We start from the raw sequence: 19,092 nt of genomic DNA on the forward strand, positions 1-19,092 counted from the left end.
CCTTTTACAACCGCCTGATTGCCAAAGGAAAGGAGCCGAAGGTTGCGCTCGTCGCTTGCATGCGCAAGTTGATCGTCATCCTCAATATCCTGATCGCACGTCGACAGAAATGGGATCCCAGCCGCTACGCCGTCGCCTAATGAGCGCGTCTACATCGCGCTCGATCCTCGACCGAGCGCGATGTAAAGCCAACAGACCGGTGAGCGGGCGGGGTCAAGGCCGTCAGCCGCCGAAGGCGGTGGCGCCCAGCGCCAGCCTTGAGCCCGGCCGATTCACCGGTCTACCTTCAGCACAGTTGCTCTCATGGGGTGAGACGGCGAAGCTTATGAAGTGATTTGGGTCAGACGGGAACAGGAATATTTTTGCGAACAGGACTGGACTACCCAAATCAGATTGATCCGGTTCAACAAATTCACCCGGCTTGACTCGCAAGTCCTCGCCAACTCCCTTGCGGGTCGCGGGTGAACGAGGTTGAAAGCGCCTTGTCGCCCCGGTACGCCGGGCGTAATGTTCATATAGATTGATCACGCTTGGGGTCGTTCATGGCATTTGCTCTGCACAAAGCATTTGCTCTGCACAAACAGGTACTGCCGACGCCTATCTCGTCGATCATGGCGACTGCTTCACCCGGCGTGCCTATTCTGCATTTTCCGCCGGCCGCTATTGACCGCGCGGTCGGCATCGCGGGGCTCGCCAACGCACCTACGATTCTAGCAGCGGAGTTGGCGCGCGGGAGGGTGCTATGCCGTCCATCGATCGACTGATTGTCTGGATCGTTGTCGGCCTGCTGGGTGGCGTCCTTGCGGCTCGGCTAATCACCTGGGACCGCGAGGGATTCGGCCTGCTCCGCAATCTCGGCCTGGGTCTCGCCGGGGCGCTGATCGGCGGATGGCTGTTCAATTTGTTCGGGTGGTTTCCCAACCTCGACAAGATCGCAGTTTCCCTGCGCGACATCGTCGCCGCCATCGCCGGATCGCTGATCGTGCTCACGGCACTGTGGGTCTGGCGGCGTTCGACAGCGCAATGAATTCAGCGAGGCTACATTTGTCCGCGATCAGGACAAGGTCATGTCAAGACGCGGCTTGGTCCATTGGCCCCGCGCGCATGAGCCCGTGAGCTTTCCGCAAAGTTCTCGAAGTGCGCCCGGCGTCGCATGCCGGGAGCCGCGACATTGGACGCAGCCCCCGCTCAAGTCTCGTCAAGTTTATTACGCCGCGATTGTGCGCACGGTCCCGCCCTGACCTTCGCTCGCGAACGCAAAGCCCTCGTAGCCCTTCTCGGCGACATCGGCGCACTTTCTGCGGTACCCGCCGACGCCTTCCGGGCCTAGGTAGGGCAAGAAGCGCCGCGCCTTGCCGGCGATGTTGGCTCCCATGTACCAGGAATTGGCGACCGGCATCAGGGTCGAGTTCACGACCTCGGCGACATGGGCGCCCCACGTGTCCTGCGCCTGCGGCGTCGCCTCGATCGTTGCAAGCTTATTTCTTCGCATGTGGGCGATGCATTCGGTGATCCACTCGACGTGCTGTTCGATCGACACCGGCATGTTCGACAGCACCGAGGGACTCTGCGGTCCGGTGATCGTGAACAGGTTGGGGTAGCCGGCTATCGCCAGGCCGAGGTAGGTCTGCGGGCCGTCCTCCCACTCCTGCGCCAGCGCCCTGCCGCCGCGACCCTTGATGCCGAGTTTCTTCAGCGGGCCGGTCAGCGCGTCGAAGCCGGTGGCGACAACGATGATATCGAGCGGGTACTCCTTGCCGCCGGCGCGAATGCCGTTCGGCGTGATCTCCTCGATCGGGCCGTCGGCGCTCGCATCCACCAGTTCCACATTCTTCTTGTTGAAGGTCTCGAAGTAGTTGGTGTCCAGTGGCTGGCGCTTGGTGCCGTAGGGGTAAGTCTTGGGGGTCAACTTCTCGGCGGTCACGGGGTCGTTGACGATCGAACGGATCTTGCGCTTGAGGTAATCGGCAATGACATCGTTCGCCTCCTTGGAGAAGAACATGTCTTGGTAGTTGGCCAGCCAGAACGAGAAGCCGCCCGCGTCCCACATCTTGTCGAACTCCTGCTCGCGCTCCTCGGGCGCTGTCTCGAGCACCGGCTTCGGTATGAAGTTCAATTCGAAACCGAAGAACGAATCCTTGATGCGCTGGCGGACTCCGTCGTAATCGGCCTTGCGCGCCTTGGTCACCTCGGGATCGACACGGCCGTTGCGCGCAGGCACGCAGAAGTTCGGCGTGCGCTGGAACACCGTCAGGTGCTTGGCCTGCTGCGCGATCTCCGGGACCGCCTGCACCGCGGTGGCACCCGTGCCGATGATGCCGACACGCTTGGCGGTGAATTCGACGCCATCATGCGGCCACTGGCTGGTGTGGTAGCACTTGCCCCCAAAAGAGCTCAGCCCGTTGATCGGCGGCATGTTGGCGGTCGACAGCGCGCCGACCGCGGTGATGACGAAGCGCGCCCTGACGACGTCGCCTTTGTCGGTGCGCACTGTCCAAAGCTCGGTGTTGTCGTCGAAGACGACCTCAACGACGCGCTTGCCGAACTGGATGTCGGGCTTAAGGTCGAAGCGCTCGGCGCAATGCTCGAGGTAGCGCAGGATCTCGTCCTGCTCCGGATAGCGCTCGGACCAGTTCCATTCCTGCAACAGGTTCTTGTCGAACGTGTAGCAGTAGATGTAGCTGTCCGAGTCGCAGCGCGCGCCGGGATAGCGATTCCAGTACCAGGTGCCGCCGACGCCGTCGCCGGCTTCGAACACGGTGGCGTTCAGGTCGAGCTTGTCGCGCAACGAATGCAGCATGTACATGCCGGAGAAGCCGGCGCCGATGATGACTGCATCGAAATCGGCTTTCACACCAGCCGTTTGCGACTCACCTTGCACATTCATCATGACAGTCTCCTGTTGTAAGCCTTCTCCTTGCATTTTCGGTTCAGTGTCTTGTCGCTATGCGCTAGCCGCAGCCAGCCTGTGCGAATGGCAAGCAGACCGACGTCTGCCGGCAATATCGCAAACCACGCGCTCGCGACGCCCCTCGACTTGTTCCATTTCGAAAGCCGGGAGGCGCCGTGGCGCAAAAAGGCGCTCCCGGCATTACGCTGCCGCGCGCGCCTCACGAGCCGCATAGGCGGCCGTCTCGAAATCCATATAGGCGCCGAACGAAATCGGATCGCCGAACGGCAGGATCTGCGTCGCCCAATATCCGCCGAACCCGTTCTTGCGATCGATCCAGTAGAACAGGTTGGGGAGCCCGGCCCAGCCGAGTGCCCCGGCCGGCCGGCCGGTCGGTGCGTCCTCGTCGTTCACCATGAAGGTGTAGGACCAGGATTTCTTGAGTCCGGGGAAGAACTCGGCATCGTTCGATATGGTCGGAATGACACCGGGCAGCACCGTGACCGTCTGATGCGCTTGCAGGCCGTTGCGGACAGCAGCCTCGACCGTCTCTGTGTTGAGCACGCGGCCGTGCGGCCCCGCTCCGTCGTTCAGCCACATGCGGATGAATTTCATGTACTCGCCGATCGAGGCGTGGAGTCCGTGGCCGCCCATATCGACTTCCGGATCAGCCGGCAATTGCATGTCGGGAAGGGGAGTCAGTGATCCGTCGGCCTCGCGTTGGTGCATGGTGGCGAGGCGCTCGCGCATTGAGGGGCTCAGCGAAAAGGCCATGTCCGCGATGCCGAGCGGTGCAAAGACCCGCTCAGCCAGAACCTCGCCCAGCCGCTTGCCGCGGATGCCCTCGACAACCTGCCCGCACCAATCGATGTTGCTGCCGTATTCCCATTTGTCGCCGGGATCGAACAGCAGCGGCGTCATAATTGATGCCCTCGAGCAGGTAATCACGCTGGGTTGGCCGCGCTCCTGCGCCAGGCGCAAGTAAGTGGTATTGAAGAAGTCGTAGCCAAAACCAGCGGTGTGCAGCATCAGCATGCGGGTGGTGATGTCGCGCTTCGGCGCCCGCAGCTTTGGATTCCCGTCTGCGTCGAACCCGTCGAGCACTTCGAGCTTGCCGATGTCGGGGGCGTAGTTTTTGGCCGGAGCATCAAGGTCGAGCTTGCCTTCCTCGACGCATTGCAGGATCGCCGTGCCGGTGATTGCTTTTGAGGTCGAGTAGATGGCGAACACGGTGTCGGTCGTCATCGGCTGGCCGCCGCCAAGGCTGCGCTTGCCGGCGGCGCCTTCGTAGATGTTGCCCGAGCGGTCGGTGATCATCGCCACTACGCCGGGAACACCAGTCGCAGTCCTTTGCAAAATCCCGTCACATGCGCTTCTCAAGTTGTTACCCATCGACGTTTCTCCCGTTCAAGTTCGCCGAGTTTGATCCTGTTTCTCGACAGGCCGCCTGCGGTCCGCGTGAAACGATGTCAACCTTCGTCAACCCATGGAAGTCGGGCTCAAGTCTGATTGTCCCAACGCCGGTCAGGCAAACGCAAATCCCACCGCGGCCGCAGCAGCAATAGCGATTGGCGTTTTGGTCATGAGGTGGCTCCAGGTCATCATCGAATTTCGACCGAGCGTCGGGGAGAGTAGACCGATTTCTTAGGGTCGGCTACGCATTTGCCCTTGGAACCACGGAGGATTTTTTGGCGAGGCACGTCAGCGATGCTGACACTTGATCCATCCCGAGAGGTATCGTGGCCCTTACCAAAGGGCGCATTTCTTGACCAAAGGGCGCATTTCTTGTCCGCTGAGATCGTTGGTTCTCATCGCCGCATCACCCATGATCGGCTAGGCGTGAAGTCGTTCACCCTTCCCGCTCCGGCATTGTCTTGCAATGCCACATCCGTTCATCCAGTATTCTTGTGAGCGACGGCGGCCGCTAGGTCTCAATAAAGACCAATGAACAAGACCATCGGCCAATCACGGAGGAAAGCAGCAATATGAGGAACGGCATTTTTCATCTGGTCACCGGGACCGCGGTTGCGCTCGCGCTGTCAGCAGCGCCGGCATCAGCGCAAAAAAAATACGATACCGGAGCGAGCGATACCGAGATCAAGGTCGGCCAGACGGCGCCGTTCAGCGGACCAGCCTCTGCCTACGCGACCATCGCCAAGGCCCAGGCGGCCTATGTCAAGATGGTCAACGATCAGGGCGGCGTTAACGGCCGCAAGATCAACTTGATTCAGTATGACGACGCCTATAGCCCGCCGAAGACCGTGGAACAGGTTCGCAAGCTGGTTGAAAGCGATGAAGTGCTGCTGACTTTCCAGCTGATCGGCACGCCGTCCAACGCCGCCGTTCAGAAATATCTCAACGTAAAGAAGGTGCCGCAGCTATTCGCCGCCACCGGCGCTTCCAAATTCACCGACCCGAAGAACTACCCCTGGACGATGGGATTCAATCCCAACTACCAGACCGAAGGACGCATCTATGCGCAATACATTCTGAAGAATTATCCGAACGCCAAGATCGGCATTCTCTATCAGAATGACGATCTCGGCAGGGATTATCTCACCGGCCTGAAAGCCGGCCTGGGCGACAAGGCCGCGAAGATGATCGTCGCCGAAACATCCTACGAGCTCACCGATCCGACCATCGACTCGCAGATCGTTCAGCTGAAAAGCGCCGGCGCCGATCTGGTGTTCGACGCCTCGACGCCGAAATTCGCCGCGCAGGCGATCAAGAAGATCGCCGATCTCGGCTGGAAGCCGGTGCATATCCTCGACATCAACGCGACGTCGGTGGGCGCCGTGATGAAGCCTGCCGGGCTGGATAACTCCAAGGACGTCATCAGCGTCAACTACGGCAAGGATCCGCTCGATCCGACCTGGAAGGACGACGGCGGCATGAAAAAGTATTTCGCCTTTATGGCGAAGTACTATCCCGAGGGCGACAAGGATTCGAGCTTCAACACCTATGGCTACTCCACCACGCAGCTGTTGGTCGAGGTGCTCAAGCGTTGTGGCGACGAGCTGACCCGCGAGAACGTCATGAAGCAGGCCACCAGCCTGAAGAACGTTCAGCTCGATCTATCTTTGCCCGGGATCGTCGGCAGCACGTCGCCGACCGATTATCGCGTCAACAAGCAGTTGCAGATGATGAGGTTCAACGGCGAGCGTTGGGAACTGTTTGGACCGATCATCGAGGATACCGCCGCCAGCGGCTGATGGGATCGTCATTGCGAGCCAGCGGGTCGTGCGAATGCGCGCCCGATGACAGGCTCGGCGAAGCGATCCAGAGCCTGGTAGCGCTGGATGGCTTCGTCGCTGTGCGCCTCGCCATGACGGAACGATGGCCGGAGGATGAGGACGCTCCCCGACGGGGTTAAAGAGCGCTGAAACCTTTGTTTTTCAGTGGCTTGCTCACCTGGCGCAGCGTCAGCCTTAATTCCCGCTTAACGGGCCTTTAAACCCCGCTCGCTAGTCTGCCGCCGAGCATTTTGCGGCCAAGCAAAATGCTCTGTTGTAAGTTGCGCGTATTCTCTTCGCAAAACCGATATCCACTTTTGCGGAATACGCGCCGGGGGCTGGGCGTTTGCGTATGGCGTGGGGACGAAAAAAGAGCGGCGGACGCAAGGAGCCGCAATTCGGGCTCGCCGCGGCGCTTTCGGAATTGCGCCTCAGCCCGCAGGATCGCATCGCCCCCGCCGCCGACGAAAAGCCAAAGAAGCCATCACCGAAACCCAAGGCCGCCGAGACCGACGACGATGCTCCGCGCGAGCGAAAGGCGCGCGCGACGCGCAGCGGCAGCAAGCGCCGATCCAGGGGCGGTTCGCGCAGCCGCCTGTTTCGCCTGTTCTATTGGGGCGCCGTGCTCGGCCTGTGGGCCGCGATCGCGGTGGTTGGCGTGGTGGTCTGGGTAGGTGCGCACCTGCCGGCGATCCAGTCGCTTGAAATTCCAAAACGGCCGCCGACGATTCAGATCGTCGGCTTCGACGGCAGCGTGCTGGCGACGCGCGGCGAGATGGCCGGCGCCAATGTCTCGCTGAAGCAGCTGCCGCCCTATCTGCCGAAGGCCTTCATCGCCATCGAAGACCGCCGGTTCTACTCGCATTACGGGATCGACCCCTTCGGTATCGCGCGCGCGGCGGTCGCCAACGTGCTGCACCGCGGCGTTTCGCAGGGCGGCTCGACGCTGACGCAACAGCTCGCCAAGAACCTGTTCCTGACACAGGAGCGCACGCTCCAGCGCAAGTTGCAGGAGGTCGAACTCGCGTTCTGGCTGGAGCGCAAGCATTCCAAGACCGAGATTCTCGAACTCTACCTTAATCGGGTCTATTTCGGTTCCGGTGCTTATGGCGTCGAGGCCGCGGCGCAACGCTATTTTGGAAAATCCGCGAAGAATGTCACGCTGGCCGAGGCCGCGATGCTTGCGGGCCTTGTCAAATCGCCGTCACGGCTGGCGCCGAACCGCAACCCAGAGGGTGCCGAGAAGCGCGCCCAGACCGTGCTTGCCGCGATGGCGGAAGCCAAATTCATCACCGACGCGCAAGCGCAGGCCTCGATCGGGCATCCCTCCTACAATGTGAAGGCGGTGGGCGCCGGCACCATCAATTATGTCGCCGACTGGATCGGCGAAGTGCTCGATGATCTCATAGGCGAGATTGACCAGAACATCGTGGTCGAAACCTCGATCGACCCGAAATTGCAGAGCGTCGCGGAAGCCTCGATCATCGACGAACTCGCGGCCAAGAGCGTGAAGTTCAATGTCAACCAGGGCGCGCTGGTGGCGATGACCCCGGATGGCGCCGTGCGCGCCATGGTGGGAGGGCGCAATTATGCCGAGAGCCAATACAACCGCGCGGTGACGGCCAAGCGCCAGCCGGGCTCGGCGTTCAAGCCGTTCGTCTATCTCACCGCGATTGAGGCCGGCCTGACGCCGGAGACGATCCGGCAGGACGCGCCGCTCGACGTCAAGGGCTGGAAGCCCGAGAACTACACCCATGAATATTTCGGCGCGGTGACGTTGACGCAGGCGCTGGCGATGTCGCTCAACACCGTCGCGGTCCGGCTGGGACTGGAAGTCGGGCCCAAGAACGTGGTGCGCACCGCGCACCGCCTCGGCATTTCATCGAAACTCGACGCCAATGCCTCGATCGCGCTCGGCACCTCGGAGGTCTCGCTGACCGAACTGGTCGGCGCCTATGCGCCGTTCGCCAATCGCGGTCTCGGCGTCTCCCCGCATGTCGTGACCAAGATCCGAACGAGCGAGGGCAAGGTGCTGTACGCACGGCCCGCCGACCGGCTCGGCCAGATGATCGACCCGCGCCATGTCGCGATGATGAACAGCATGATGCAGGAGACGCTGCTCAGCGGCACCGCGCGCAAGGCGGAGATTCCAGGCTGGATGGCCGCGGGCAAGACCGGCACCAGCCAGGATTTCCGCGATGCCTGGTTCATCGGCTACACAACCCATCTCGTGACCGGCGTGTGGCTCGGCAATGACGACAATTCACCAACCAAAAAGGCGACCGGCGGCGGGTTGCCGGTGGAGGTCTGGACCCGTTTCATGCGCGCGGCCCATCAGGGCGTGCCGGTTGCGGCATTGCCGGGCTCGCAAGCGGGCGGCTTCTTCTCGAACTTCGTGCAGGCCACCTCGCAAGCCGGCGCGCCGGCTGGCGCTCCCTCCGCCGCAGGCGCCGCCGGCAGACCGGCGCCGACCAGGACCTCGGTGCGCCCGGAAGCGGCAGCCGGCCTCGATGGCTGGCTGATGGAGCGGCTGTTCGGACGGTAAACGCTGGTCGTGAATCCCTTAACGCTGCAGCGAGCGTAGATGGGATAACGTAGATCAGATAACCATGACAGCCGGGCGTGGCGGCTAGCTCAATCCTGAATGCCGTAGCGATGCAGGTCGTTGCCGCAGGTGTCGAGCCAGGTCTTGGCGCGATCGACATGGCCGCAGACCCTGGCGACGATCTTCCAGAAGCGCGCCGAATGATTCATTTCGACAAGGTGCGCCACTTCGTGGGCCGCGAGATAATCCAGCACGTAAGGGGGAGCGAGGATCAGCCGCCACGAGAACGACAGCGAGCCCGCGGAAGTGCAGGAACCCCAGCGGCTCGACTGATCGCGGATCGAAAGCCGCTTCACCCTGACACCCAGCGCCTCTGCATAAGCTTGCGCCGCCTTCTGCAGTTCGCGGCGCGCTTCGCGCTTGAGATAATCGTGGACCCGCCGTTCGATATGCTCAGGCCCGCCGGCCACGCACAGGATCCGCTCACCGCTTTCGCGCATTTCCGTCCACACCGTGCCGCGCGCGCCGGCGCGATGCACGATCCTGTGCGCCACGCCGCGCAGCGGAACCACCGTGCCCGGAAGAAACGGCGCCGCCTTCGGTAATCGGCCGAGACGCGCGGCGATCCAGCCGCCGTGACGCTGCGCGAAGTCCTTGGCGTCGAGGATCGTGCCGCGTGGCGGCATGGTGAGGATCGCTTCGCGGTCGCTCGGATGAATGCGCAAGGTGTAGCGCCGCGCGCGACGGTGCCGGCGCAGTCGAATCGAGTAGATTTGAGAGCCGTGCTTGACGAGAAGGGTCGCGGGTTCGGCAGGCCGCCGATAGAGGAGGGCGCGAGTGGCCATATCTGACAGTCCGGGGAGCAAGAGTTCGCCCGGATTCTGCCATATCCGCCGCCAGTGAAATCGCTCGGCGCAAAAACAAATCATTTGCCCAATATACAGGGGCTGATCCTCTATCCGGCCCTACAGGAAGGGGTTGGAACAAAAAAATTAGGCTGGAACAGCGCCCCGGCACGCCTTGCAAGGACTGAGAACCAATTCATTCTTTCGGGAGCCGCCGAATCCCGATCATCTTGGGCCGTTTTAGGCGTTAGCGGGCCAGCGAATCGACGCTGGCTCGGCGATATCGACGTGATCATTCGCCGAGGAGTGCCTGATCCCGCGCTTATTCCGCCGCGAATGCCAATGCGGCTTTCGGATTTGCCGCCGAGATCATGAAATCGGAGATGCGCGGCACGATTTCCGATTTGAAGCGGGAGCCGTTGAAGACCCCATAGTGCCCGACGCCTTTTTGTACGTAGTGGATCCGGCGATGGTTCGGGATCGAACTGCATAGTTCGTGCGTCGCCTCAGTCTGGCCAAGTCCGGAAATATCGTCGTTCTCGCCCTCTACCGTCATCAGCGCAACGCGGCTGATCTTTGAGGGATCGACCGGCTTGCCACGATGGGTCATCTCGCCCTTCGGCAGCGCGTGCTTGACGAATACGGTGTCGACTGTCTGCAAATAATACTCCGCGGCCAGGTCCATGACCGCGAGATATTCGTCATAAAAGTCGCGGTGCTTGTCGACCAGATCGCCGTCGCCCTTCACAAGATTCTTGAACAGGTTCTTGTGCGCGTCCATGTGGCGATCGAAATTCATGCTGATGAAACCGTTGAGCTGCAGGAACCCTGGATAGACGTCGCGCATGACCCCTGGATGCGGAAACGGCACCTTGGTGATGACATGGTTGCGAAACCAGTCGATGCCGCGCTCGGCGGCGAGATTGTTGACTGCCGTCGGGTTGCGGCGGGTATCGATCGGCCCGCCCATCAGCGTCATCGAGACCGGAACGAAGGGATCCTGGTCGGCTTCCATGATGGAGACGGCCGCCACCACCGGCACCGAAGGCTGGCACACGGCGATCACGTGCACGTTGCGGCCGAGCACGTGCAGCATCTCGATGACATAGTCGATATAGTCGTCGAGATCGAAGCGGCCCTCCGTCAGGGGGACCATCCGGGCGTCGGACCAATCGGTGATGTAGACCTCATGGGTCGGCAGAAAGGCTTCGACCGTGCCGCGCAACAGCGTCGCGTAGTGGCCGGACATCGGCGCCACGATCAGCACACGCGGCTGCGGGGCGCGCAACGGTCGCGTCAGCTTGCGATCGAAATACAACAGGCGGCAAAACGGCTTTTCCCAGATCGAGCGGATTTCGATCGGCGTGCGCACGCCGCCGACCTCGGTGTCGTTGAGGCCCCATTCGGGCTTGCCGTAACGGCGCGTGGTGCGCTCGAACAGTTCGCAACCGGCGGCGATGGATTTGCCAAACTCGGTGTGCGACCACGGATTAAGCGGATTCTGAAACAGGATTTTGGTGGCGTCGGTTACGGCTCGCGCTGGATTGAGCGAGGCATGCGCCATTTCGTACATCCAGTACATCGGCGTGGTAAGCGCCGGACTGCCTTCGGCTACCAGTGGCGGTGCGCCAAACTCACCAATCGGCATTTAATCCTCAAGTCCCTTTTGCATCGCAGCATATTGCCGAATGCGTAATAGAGCGTCAATGCACAGATCGGTATATCTACCGGCCTGACCAGTGGAAGACCCTCAAATTAATGGGATAACTGGCTTATTCGCCGCTCTGGATCAGCGAGCCAAGACGGCGCGCGCTGCGCAAAAGCGCAAGAAATATCGCAAAAGACGCAATAAAAAGCACAGCGTTGATCGCCAGCGCCCCGATCATCAGGTCCACCCGAAATACATGGCTGATCAACAGCGCCCGCATTCCCTCGAATACGTAAGTCGGCGGCAATGCCCAGGCGACGTATTGCAGCCAATCCGGCAGCACCGTCACAGGGTAATAAACGCAGGCCAGCGGCATCAGGCCGAACATCAGCGTCCAGACGATACTCTCGGCACCCAGGCCGTTGCGCAGCACCAGTCCAGAGACGAAAATCCCCAAAGCCCAGCTGGTGAAGATCAGATTGCAGAAGAAGGCGGCCAGCGGCAGCCCAAAGCTGTACAAATTGAAATCGAAGAACACCATCGCCAGCAGCGTCATCGGAATGAGGCCGATCGCGAGCCGGACCAGGCTCATGATCATCAGCGCGATCAGAAACTCGATCGGTTTCAACGGGCTCATCATCAGGTTGCCGAGATTGCGCGCCCACATCTCCTCCAGAAAGGAGATCGAAAAGCCGAGCTGGCCGCGAAACAGGATGTCCCACAGGATCACGGCGCCGATCAGGGTGCCGCCGGCTTGCGCGAAAAACCCGGCATTCTGCGAGATGTAATTCTGCAGAAAGCCCCAGGTGATGATCTGCAGCGCCGGCCAGTAGACGAGCTCGAGCAGCCGCGGCCATGACGAGAGCAGGAGATACCAGTAGCGCAAAATCATCGCCCCGATACGATGCGGCGCGATCCCCCAGGGCGCGATCTCCCCGTTCAAGACGAGCCTGCTCATGACGTGCTTTCCCGAACGCGGCCGCGGGCGACGTCGAGAAACACTTCCTCCAGCGTCGCGCGGTTGTAGCGCGCCATGATGTTATCAGGCGTATCGTCGTCTTCGATGCGGCCGCTTTTCATGATGATAACGCGGTCGCACAGTCGTTCCACTTCAAGCATGTTGTGCGACGCCAGCAGGATGGTCGCGCCGCGCGTCCTGCGATAGTTCTCGAGATGCCGCCGGACCCAGTCGGCGGTGTCGGGGTCGAGAGACGCCGTCGGCTCGTCCAGCAGCAATAATTCGGGCTGGTTGATCAGCGCTTTCGCCAGCGCCACCCGCGTCTTCTGGCCGGCGGAGAGCTTGCCGTTGGCGCGGTCGAGGAAGTCGCCGAGGTCGAGATCGGCGGCAAGCTGCTCGATGCGCTCGCGCAAACTCTCCACGGCGTAGAGGCGACCGAAGATCGTGAGGTTCTGCCGCACCGTCAGCCGCATCGGCATATCGACATAGGGACTTTCGAAATTCATCCGGCCCAGCACGTCAGCGCTTTGGTCGGGCATCGAACAGCCCAGCACCTGGATGCGCCCTGAGGTCGGCAGCACCAGCCCCATGATCATGGCAATGGTCGTGGTCTTGCCGGCGCCGTTGCCGCCGAGCAGTCCGGTGATGCTGCCGCGCGCAATACGAAACGACACATCGTCGACGGCGCGGGTCGTCTTGTAGAGCTTGACGAGGCGCGCAACCTCGATCGCCGCCGATCCTGCCGGATCGGCCGCGGGCAACAAGGGCGTGACTGCGCGGTAATTCGTCATGCGGGCCGTTCATTGGGCCATCGCGGCGGCAAGCGCAAGACTTTGGACGCTCCAGCGCAGAGCTTGGGGAGCAAATTTGTGGTCGGGAGCCTGCACGGCTAAACTCGATGACATGACCGACGTTGCAGCCTCCGATTTTCGCCATCCGCGCCGCTATGTCCGTCTGGATACGATCCTGCGGCTGCGCTGGCTCGCTGCGCTCGGCCAACTCACCGCCATTTTCATCGTGCTGCAGGGGCTCGAATTCGACGTCCCGGTGATCCCCTGCGTTGCCATCATCGGCGTGTCCGCCCTGCTCAACCTCGTGCTGCAGATCGTCTTCAACCCGATGCAGCGGCTGGAGCCGGTCTATGCGGCGGCGCTGCTTGCCTTGAACATCGTGGAGCTGGCGGGATTGTTGTATTTCACCGGCGGGCTGCAAAATCCGTTTTCATTTTTGTTTCTTGCCCCGGTCCTGATTTCGGCGACGGCGCTGCCGGTCCGGCTGACGATGGCACTCGGTTTCCTGGCGGTCGCCTGTGCCTCCTTGCTGGTGTTCTTCTATCTGCCGCTGCCGTGGGATCCCGAGGATCCTCTGATATTGCCGCCGATCTACCTGTTCGGCGTCTGGCTCTCCATCGTGCTCGCAATCGGCGTCACCGGTCTTTATTCGTTCCAGGTTACCGAGGAGGCGCGCAAGCTGTCGGACGCGCTGGCCGCGACCGACCTGGTGCTGACCCGCGAGCAACATCTCACGCAATTGGACGGTCTTGCGGCCGCCGCAGCGCATGAGCTTGGCACGCCGCTCTCGACGATCTTTCTGATTTCACGCGAGCTGGAGCACGCCCTACGAGACACGCAGCTAGCCGGCGACATCAAAACCTTGCGCGAACAGGCGCAACGCTGCCGCGATATTCTGGCCAAGATCACCCAGCTTTCCGCAGCCGGCGCGCCGTTCGACCGCATGCCGTTGTCGACGCTGATTGAGGAAACGGTGGCGCCGCATCGCGATTTCGGCGTCGCGATCAAGGTGCGGATTGCGGTCGCCGGCGCCGTCGAGCCGGCCGGCACGCGCAATCCGGCGATCCTCTACGGCGTCGGCAACATCCTGGAAAACGCCGTCGATTTCGCGCGGACCGCGGTGGAGGTGAACGCGTGGTGGAATACCGAGACCGTCGAGATCGTCATTTCCGACGATGGTCCGGGTTTCGCACCCGACATATTGAAGCGGATCGGCGAACCCTATCTATCGCGGCGGCGCACCGACGAAGCCCAAAGCGGGCGCAGGGGTCTCGGTTTGGGGGTGTTTATCGCCCGCACGCTGCTGGAGCGTACCGGCGCGAAGGTCTCCTTCACCAACCGGATCTTTCCGGACCACGGCGCCGTGGTTCAGATCGCCTGGCCGCGTGCCCGCTTCGAGGAGAACGAAACCGCAGCCGAACCATCGTCTTAGACCCTGTTGCGCGACGGATTGCCTCATCAGTTGCGCTGATGATCAACCGAGCGCTGAGAAGGCGGGCGCGTAGTCGAGCCGGCCAAATCGTATAGGAAGCCTGTCATCGTTCAGCGGCAGGGCCATGAGATAGGGACCGGAATAAGGAGATTCGAAGCTTTCCGCATGCTCGCACTTGAAGCCAAAGCGCTGATAGTAATCAGGGTCGCCGAGGACGAAGACGCCTGCCCAGCCGTCCTTCGTGGCACGCTTGATCCCCTGCTGAATTAGCGTTGCAGCAATTCCTCTTCTGCGCCAATCCGGGAGCACGGACACCGGCCCAAGGCCAAGCGCGCGAAACGGTGCCGCCATTTTCGAAAACATGACATGCCCCGTCAGCACGCGACCTTCGATCGCCACAAGCGATGTGACTGCGTCGCCGTCCCCGCGCAACCGCTCCACCAGATCGGCTTCTCCGGGCCCTGGAAATGAAGCCAGAAGCAGGTGTCGAATAGCCTTATGATCGCCTGAAGACTCGTCGCGAAAATCCATAACTCTACAATACACTACAATGCCCCGCCTGAACCCCGGGAGAATAGTTCCTTATCTCGACCGCGCCCGGAACCGCTTTTAATGTTAACACGGGTACCAAGATCGACTCCATGCGGCCTTTTACGGCCTTGGCATCGCCGCCTTGCCACGCCATATGCACCCCATATATTTCTTATCTGATACGAGGATACCCAAACCTTGAACGCCAGCCCCGAATTGAATGATCTCGCCGATCCCTCGCTCCTGATCGTGGAGGACGACAAGCCGTTTCTGGAGCGCCTCTCGCGCGCCATGGAAGCCCGCGGCTTCACGGTGACATCTTGCGACAGCGTGTCCGACGGGTTGGCGCAGATCGGCAAGGCCGCGCCGGCCTTCGCCGTGGTGGATTTGCGGCTCGGCGACGGCAACGGCCTTGACGTGGTGTCGGCTCTGAAACGCAAGCGTCCCGATGCGCGGGCGATCGTGCTGACGGGCTATGGCAACATCGCTACCGCGGTAACCGCAGTGAAGATGGGCGCGGTGGATTATCTTTCAAAACCCGCCGACGCCGACGACGTGGTGGCCGCCTTGCTCGCGAGCAGCACGGAAAAATCCGAGCCGCCGAACAATCCGATGTCGGCGGATCGGGTGCGCTGGGAGCACATCCAGCGCATCTACGAGATGTGCAACCGCAACGTCTCGGAAACCGCGCGGCGACTGAACATGCATCGCCGAACCCTGCAGCGCATCCTGGCCAAACGCGCGCCGCGTTAGTATCTGCTCAAAATTCAGATCGCAAGGCGGGTAAAGCGAAACGTGCCCCACCATGCCGCCGGATAACGAACCGATGGTCGGCACGGCGCAAAGAGCGCCTTTGCTCGCCTAAAATTCGGCGTGGCCTTGCGGATCGACCAGGCGATTGATCCGCTGCGCCGCGGCCATGGCGAAGCGCACCGTCATCAACTTGCGGGTGGGTGCCGGCAGACGGTGCTCCGGCGCCTCGCAATGCAGATGCGCGCCATAGGCGTCCGCAACGATCAGGCCGGTTTCTGGCGGGAAAATCTCGCACGGCAGATCCTGGGTGAAGGCGAAGAACAGCCGGTCGCAATGCATCCGATAGTCCTGCCACTTCTGGTCGGCGCGCAAATCCTCGATCGATGATTTGATCTCGACGATCCAGATCTCGCCGCGCTCGTTCAGCGCCACCAGATCGGCGCGCCGCCCCGAGGGCAGCGGCAATTCGCCGATGCAGGAAAATCCCAGCGACCGTAACAGCCGCGCGGTGCCGCGCGCGATCGCCAGCGCCGTCTCCGACTGACGGCGATCCGGCGGTGGCACGACAGCTATTTGGCGGGCGGGCGATTCCATTGGCGAGATCTTATCCGATCAGGCAGCCGGCCAACAGCGCTCGCGCCAAGTCAGCCGCAAATTTGTACGCACCGCGGCTTGTTTTTCGACCTTAGGGGACGGTGAAGCGCAAAGATGGCCCCGGCACACGCGGAGCCTGTCACCGGGCCGGACGGAGGCCGGACCCGTTGGCTCGGCCGGGACGACGCTGATTTTATCCGCTGATAATCGCGCCTTCATTTCCACGCAAATCGAGTGTGCCCTCTATTTTCTCGCCCTCCCGGTCCAGGAATGTCGAGAGCAAAATTTCGCCGCTGAGCCCTGCGGCATCCGACACGATCGACACAGGCTCCGCTCCCAGATTCAGCGCAATCACCACCGCCGCTCCCTCGCTCTCCCTGCGGTAAAGCAACACATCGCCCTGTGCGGCGATCGGCACGTAGCTGCCCGACACCAGTTGCGGCAATTTCTTTCGCAAGCGGATGAGCGCCTTGTAGAGATTGAGGATCGATCGCGCGTCGGCCTCGTGGTTGACCACGTTCTCATGGAGAAAGTCGCCGGCCAGCGGCAGCCATGGCGTTGCCGTCGAAAAGCCCGCGTGAGTAGTCGCATCCCATTGCATCGGCGTCCGGCAGCCGTCACGGCCGACGCCAACCCCCGGAACGTTTTTCTCAAAGGGATCGCGCACCTGCTCGGGTGCAATCGCGACCTGATGCATGCCGATCTCGTCGCCGTAGTACAGCGTCGGCGTTCCGCGGAGAGTCAACAACAGCATCGCGGCAACACGCGTCTGATCGCGCCCCACCCGGCTTGCGACCCGCGGCCGATCGTGATTGCCCAGCACCCAGTTCGGCCAGGCGCCGACCGGCAGCAGAGACTCGTAATCGGCGATGACTTTCTCGATAGACCGCGCGTGCCATGGCGCCGACAATAGCACAAAGTTGAACGGCAGATGCGCGCCTGAGAGATCCTTGCCGTAATAGGCAACGAGGCGTTCGAGCGGAAGGTAGATCTCTCCAATCAACACGCGGCTTCCGAACTCATCGATCACGCGCCGCATCTCGGCAATTACGTCATGCACCTCGGGCTGATCGGTAGTGTACAGCGGCAATATTTTCTGATGCGGGCGCCGACCCTCGAGAAAATTCGGATTGGTCGGATTGTCGCGAAACTCTGCGTCCTTGATCAGATGCCAGATCACGTCGACCCGGAAGCCATCGACACCTTTCCGGAGCCAGAACCGCATGATGTCATAGATGGCCCGGCGCACCTCTGGATTGCGCCAGTTCAGATCCGGCTGCTGGGCCAGGAAGGCGTGATAGTAATATTGCCGCGTGGTGGCGTCGTATTCCCAGGCGCCGCCGCCGAATTCCGACAACCAGTTGTTCGGCGGCCCGCCGTCGGCGCCCGGCTCACGCCAGATGTACCAATCTCGCTTCGGGTTATCGCGCGAACTGCGGCTTTCGACAAACCAGGGATGCTGGTCGGACGTGTGATTGGGAACGAGATCGAGAATCACTTTGAGGCCGGCGGCGTGCGCGGCTCCTGCCAGTGCGTCGAAATCTTCCATCGTGCCGAACAGCGGATCGACGCCGGTGTAATCGGCGATGTCGTAACCGAAATCAGCCATCGGGGAGGGAAAGATCGGCGACAGCCCGATCGCGTCGACGCCGAGCGCCTCCAAGTAGGGCAACCTGTTGATGATCCCGGCGATATCGCCGACGCCGTCGGCGTTGGTATCCTGAAACGAGCGCGGATAGATTTGATAAAAAACACCGTGCCGCCACCAGGTTTCGTCGCTCTGCTTCATGCCGGAAACCATTCCTCCAAGTCGTGTTTCGCAGGGCAACGCCGCAACCGCTGACAGGTTCACACCAACGTGTCTTTGGCGACGCCGGTATGACAACCGACACGGCTGTTCCGCGGCAAATGCGCAAATCTTTCACTTGGCGGGGCGTCAAAAATCGGCATTGTGCGGGCATGACCCAGGAAACCGAAGCCAAGGCGAAAGCCGGCGCTGTCATCATTCCGGTGACGCCGTTTGAACAGAACTGCATGCTGCTATGGTGCGAAGCCACCAAGAAGGCGGTCGTGATCGATCCCGGCGGCGACGTTCCGAAAATCCAGGACGCGATCAAGCAGTCCAACGTCAACGTCGAAAAGATCTGGCTGACCCACGGCCATATCGATCATGTCGGCGGCGCCGCCGAGCTGCGCGACGCGCTGAAGGTGCCGATCGAAGGCCCGCACATCGCCGACAAATTCCTGCTCGACAATGTGGTGACGAGCGGCGCCCGTTTCGGCATGTCAGGCGTGCGCGATTTCGCGCCGGACCGCTGGCTCAATGAAGGTGATCAGGTTTCTATCGGCGAACTGAGCTTCGCCATCCTGCATTGTCCCGGCCACTCGCCGGGCAGCGTGGTGTTCTTCAGCAAGGCAATGCGCTTTGCGCATGTCGGCGACGTACTCTTCAACGGCTCGGTCGGCCGCAGCGACATTCCGGGCGGCGATCACGCCACACTGATCAAATCGATCACCAAAAAACTGCTGCCGCTCGGTGACGATGTCGGCTTCATCTGCGGCCATGGTCCGGGTTCCAGCATCGGCCAGGAGCGCATGACAAATCCGTTTCTTACCGGCGCGATGTGACAATCCGATCGGCGATCGCCAACGCCGGCATTTGGCATTTGCCGCGAGGCGTTTGGTCGGCGACACCAGCCGTTCGAGCGCTAGAGCCTTTTCCGTTTCGATCAAATCGAAACGGGGCTCTGGATTCTAGATTTGATGCGTTTTCTTGAAGCGAACCGGGCTCCACTTCGCTTGAAAACGCTCTGGATTTTTGATTTGACGCGTTTTCTTGACGCGAACCGGTCTCCACTTCGCTTGAAAACGC

The 19,092-nt window shown here is 61.4% G+C and carries 15 protein-coding genes and 1 pseudogene; 7 read left to right on the forward strand and 9 right to left on the reverse strand.

Annotation, left to right across the window (positions count from 1 at the left end; translation table 11 throughout):
• Together N554_RS39900 and N554_RS0113365 are read left to right on the forward strand one after the other, a co-directional pair.
• Positions 1–140: pseudogene (locus N554_RS39900) on the forward strand (IS110 family transposase); the annotation flags it as partial.
• Between the two features lie 602 nt (positions 141–742).
• Positions 743–1,027, forward strand: coding sequence for a GlsB/YeaQ/YmgE family stress response membrane protein (locus N554_RS0113365; RefSeq protein ID WP_029583929.1), 285 nt, complete (start codon positions 743–745; stop codon positions 1,025–1,027).
• Positions 1,028–1,207: 180 nt separating this feature from the next.
• Here N554_RS0113365 and N554_RS0113370 read toward each other — a convergent pair whose 3' ends face one another.
• Both N554_RS0113370 and N554_RS0113380 read right to left on the reverse strand, forming a co-directional pair.
• Positions 1,208–2,887, reverse strand: coding sequence for a flavin-containing monooxygenase (locus N554_RS0113370; protein WP_156041923.1), 1,680 nt, complete (start codon positions 2,885–2,887; stop codon positions 1,208–1,210).
• Positions 2,888–3,091: 204 nt separating this feature from the next.
• Complete coding sequence (locus N554_RS0113380) at positions 3,092–4,282, reverse strand: methyl acetate hydrolase AcmB (RefSeq protein WP_029583932.1); 1,191 nt, start codon at positions 4,280–4,282, stop codon at positions 3,092–3,094.
• A 593-nt stretch (positions 4,283–4,875) separates the two neighbouring features.
• On the opposite strand from N554_RS0113380, the gene N554_RS0113390 reads away from it, so the two are divergent.
• Entirely contained in the window at positions 4,876–6,102 is a 1,227-nt protein-coding gene (locus N554_RS0113390; protein ID WP_029583933.1) for an ABC transporter substrate-binding protein, read from the forward strand.
• A gap of 373 nt (positions 6,103–6,475) precedes the next feature.
• Entirely contained in the window at positions 6,476–8,668 is a 2,193-nt protein-coding gene (locus tag N554_RS0113395) for a transglycosylase domain-containing protein (protein WP_029583934.1), read from the forward strand.
• Positions 8,669–8,757: 89 nt separating this feature from the next.
• Here N554_RS0113395 and N554_RS0113400 read toward each other — a convergent pair whose 3' ends face one another.
• The 4 genes from N554_RS0113400 to N554_RS0113415 all read right to left on the reverse strand — a co-directional run bounded on the left by N554_RS0113400 (position 8,758) and on the right by N554_RS0113415 (position 12,910).
• Positions 8,758–9,597: a M48 family metallopeptidase gene (locus tag N554_RS0113400; protein WP_029583935.1), complete on the reverse strand. Its 840-nt coding sequence runs from the start codon at positions 9,595–9,597 to the stop codon at positions 8,758–8,760.
• Positions 9,598–9,835: 238 nt separating this feature from the next.
• The gene (locus N554_RS0113405) at positions 9,836–11,161 is read right to left on the reverse strand and encodes a polyhydroxyalkanoate depolymerase (RefSeq protein ID WP_029583936.1); all 1,326 of its coding nucleotides are present in this window, start codon (positions 11,159–11,161) and stop codon (positions 9,836–9,838) included.
• Between the two features lie 124 nt (positions 11,162–11,285).
• Entirely contained in the window at positions 11,286–12,119 is an 834-nt protein-coding gene (locus N554_RS0113410) for an ABC transporter permease (protein ID WP_029583937.1), read from the reverse strand.
• Positions 12,116–12,910 carry an ABC transporter ATP-binding protein gene (locus tag N554_RS0113415; protein WP_029583938.1) on the reverse strand — a complete coding sequence of 265 codons (795 nt, stop codon included), beginning with the start codon at positions 12,908–12,910 and terminating at the stop codon, positions 12,116–12,118. The genes N554_RS0113410 and N554_RS0113415 overlap by 4 nt, the downstream gene beginning before the upstream one ends.
• A 112-nt stretch (positions 12,911–13,022) precedes the next feature.
• Between N554_RS0113415 and N554_RS0113420 the strand changes: the two genes are divergently transcribed.
• Entirely contained in the window at positions 13,023–14,342 is a 1,320-nt protein-coding gene (locus N554_RS0113420) for an ActS/PrrB/RegB family redox-sensitive histidine kinase (protein WP_029583939.1), read from the forward strand.
• Between the two features lie 42 nt (positions 14,343–14,384).
• On the opposite strand, the gene N554_RS0113425 is transcribed toward N554_RS0113420, so the two are convergent.
• A complete protein-coding gene (locus N554_RS0113425; RefSeq protein ID WP_029583940.1) occupies positions 14,385–14,873 on the reverse strand; it encodes a GNAT family N-acetyltransferase in 489 nt (162 codons plus the stop codon).
• Between the two features lie 198 nt (positions 14,874–15,071).
• Here N554_RS0113425 and N554_RS0113430 point away from each other — a divergent pair, with 198 nt between their 5' ends.
• Positions 15,072–15,626 carry an ActR/PrrA/RegA family redox response regulator transcription factor gene (locus N554_RS0113430; RefSeq protein WP_029583941.1) on the forward strand — a complete coding sequence of 185 codons (555 nt, stop codon included), beginning with the start codon at positions 15,072–15,074 and terminating at the stop codon, positions 15,624–15,626.
• A 108-nt stretch (positions 15,627–15,734) separates the two neighbouring features.
• Here the strand turns inward: N554_RS0113430 and N554_RS0113435 are convergent, their stop codons facing one another.
• Both N554_RS0113435 and N554_RS0113440 read right to left on the reverse strand, forming a co-directional pair.
• A complete protein-coding gene (locus tag N554_RS0113435; protein ID WP_029583942.1) occupies positions 15,735–16,220 on the reverse strand; it encodes an MmcB family DNA repair protein in 486 nt (161 codons plus the stop codon).
• Positions 16,221–16,413: 193 nt separating this feature from the next.
• A complete protein-coding gene (locus N554_RS0113440; protein WP_029583943.1) occupies positions 16,414–18,009 on the reverse strand; it encodes an alpha-amylase family glycosyl hydrolase in 1,596 nt (531 codons plus the stop codon).
• A gap of 170 nt (positions 18,010–18,179) precedes the next feature.
• Between N554_RS0113440 and N554_RS0113445 the strand changes: the two genes are divergently transcribed.
• Entirely contained in the window at positions 18,180–18,848 is a 669-nt protein-coding gene (locus N554_RS0113445; protein ID WP_029583944.1) for an MBL fold metallo-hydrolase, read from the forward strand.
• Positions 18,849–19,092 lie beyond the last annotated feature (244 nt).

Source organism: Bradyrhizobium sp. URHD0069 (assembly GCF_000701345.1).
In the GTDB taxonomy this organism is placed as follows: domain Bacteria; phylum Pseudomonadota; class Alphaproteobacteria; order Rhizobiales; family Xanthobacteraceae; genus Bradyrhizobium.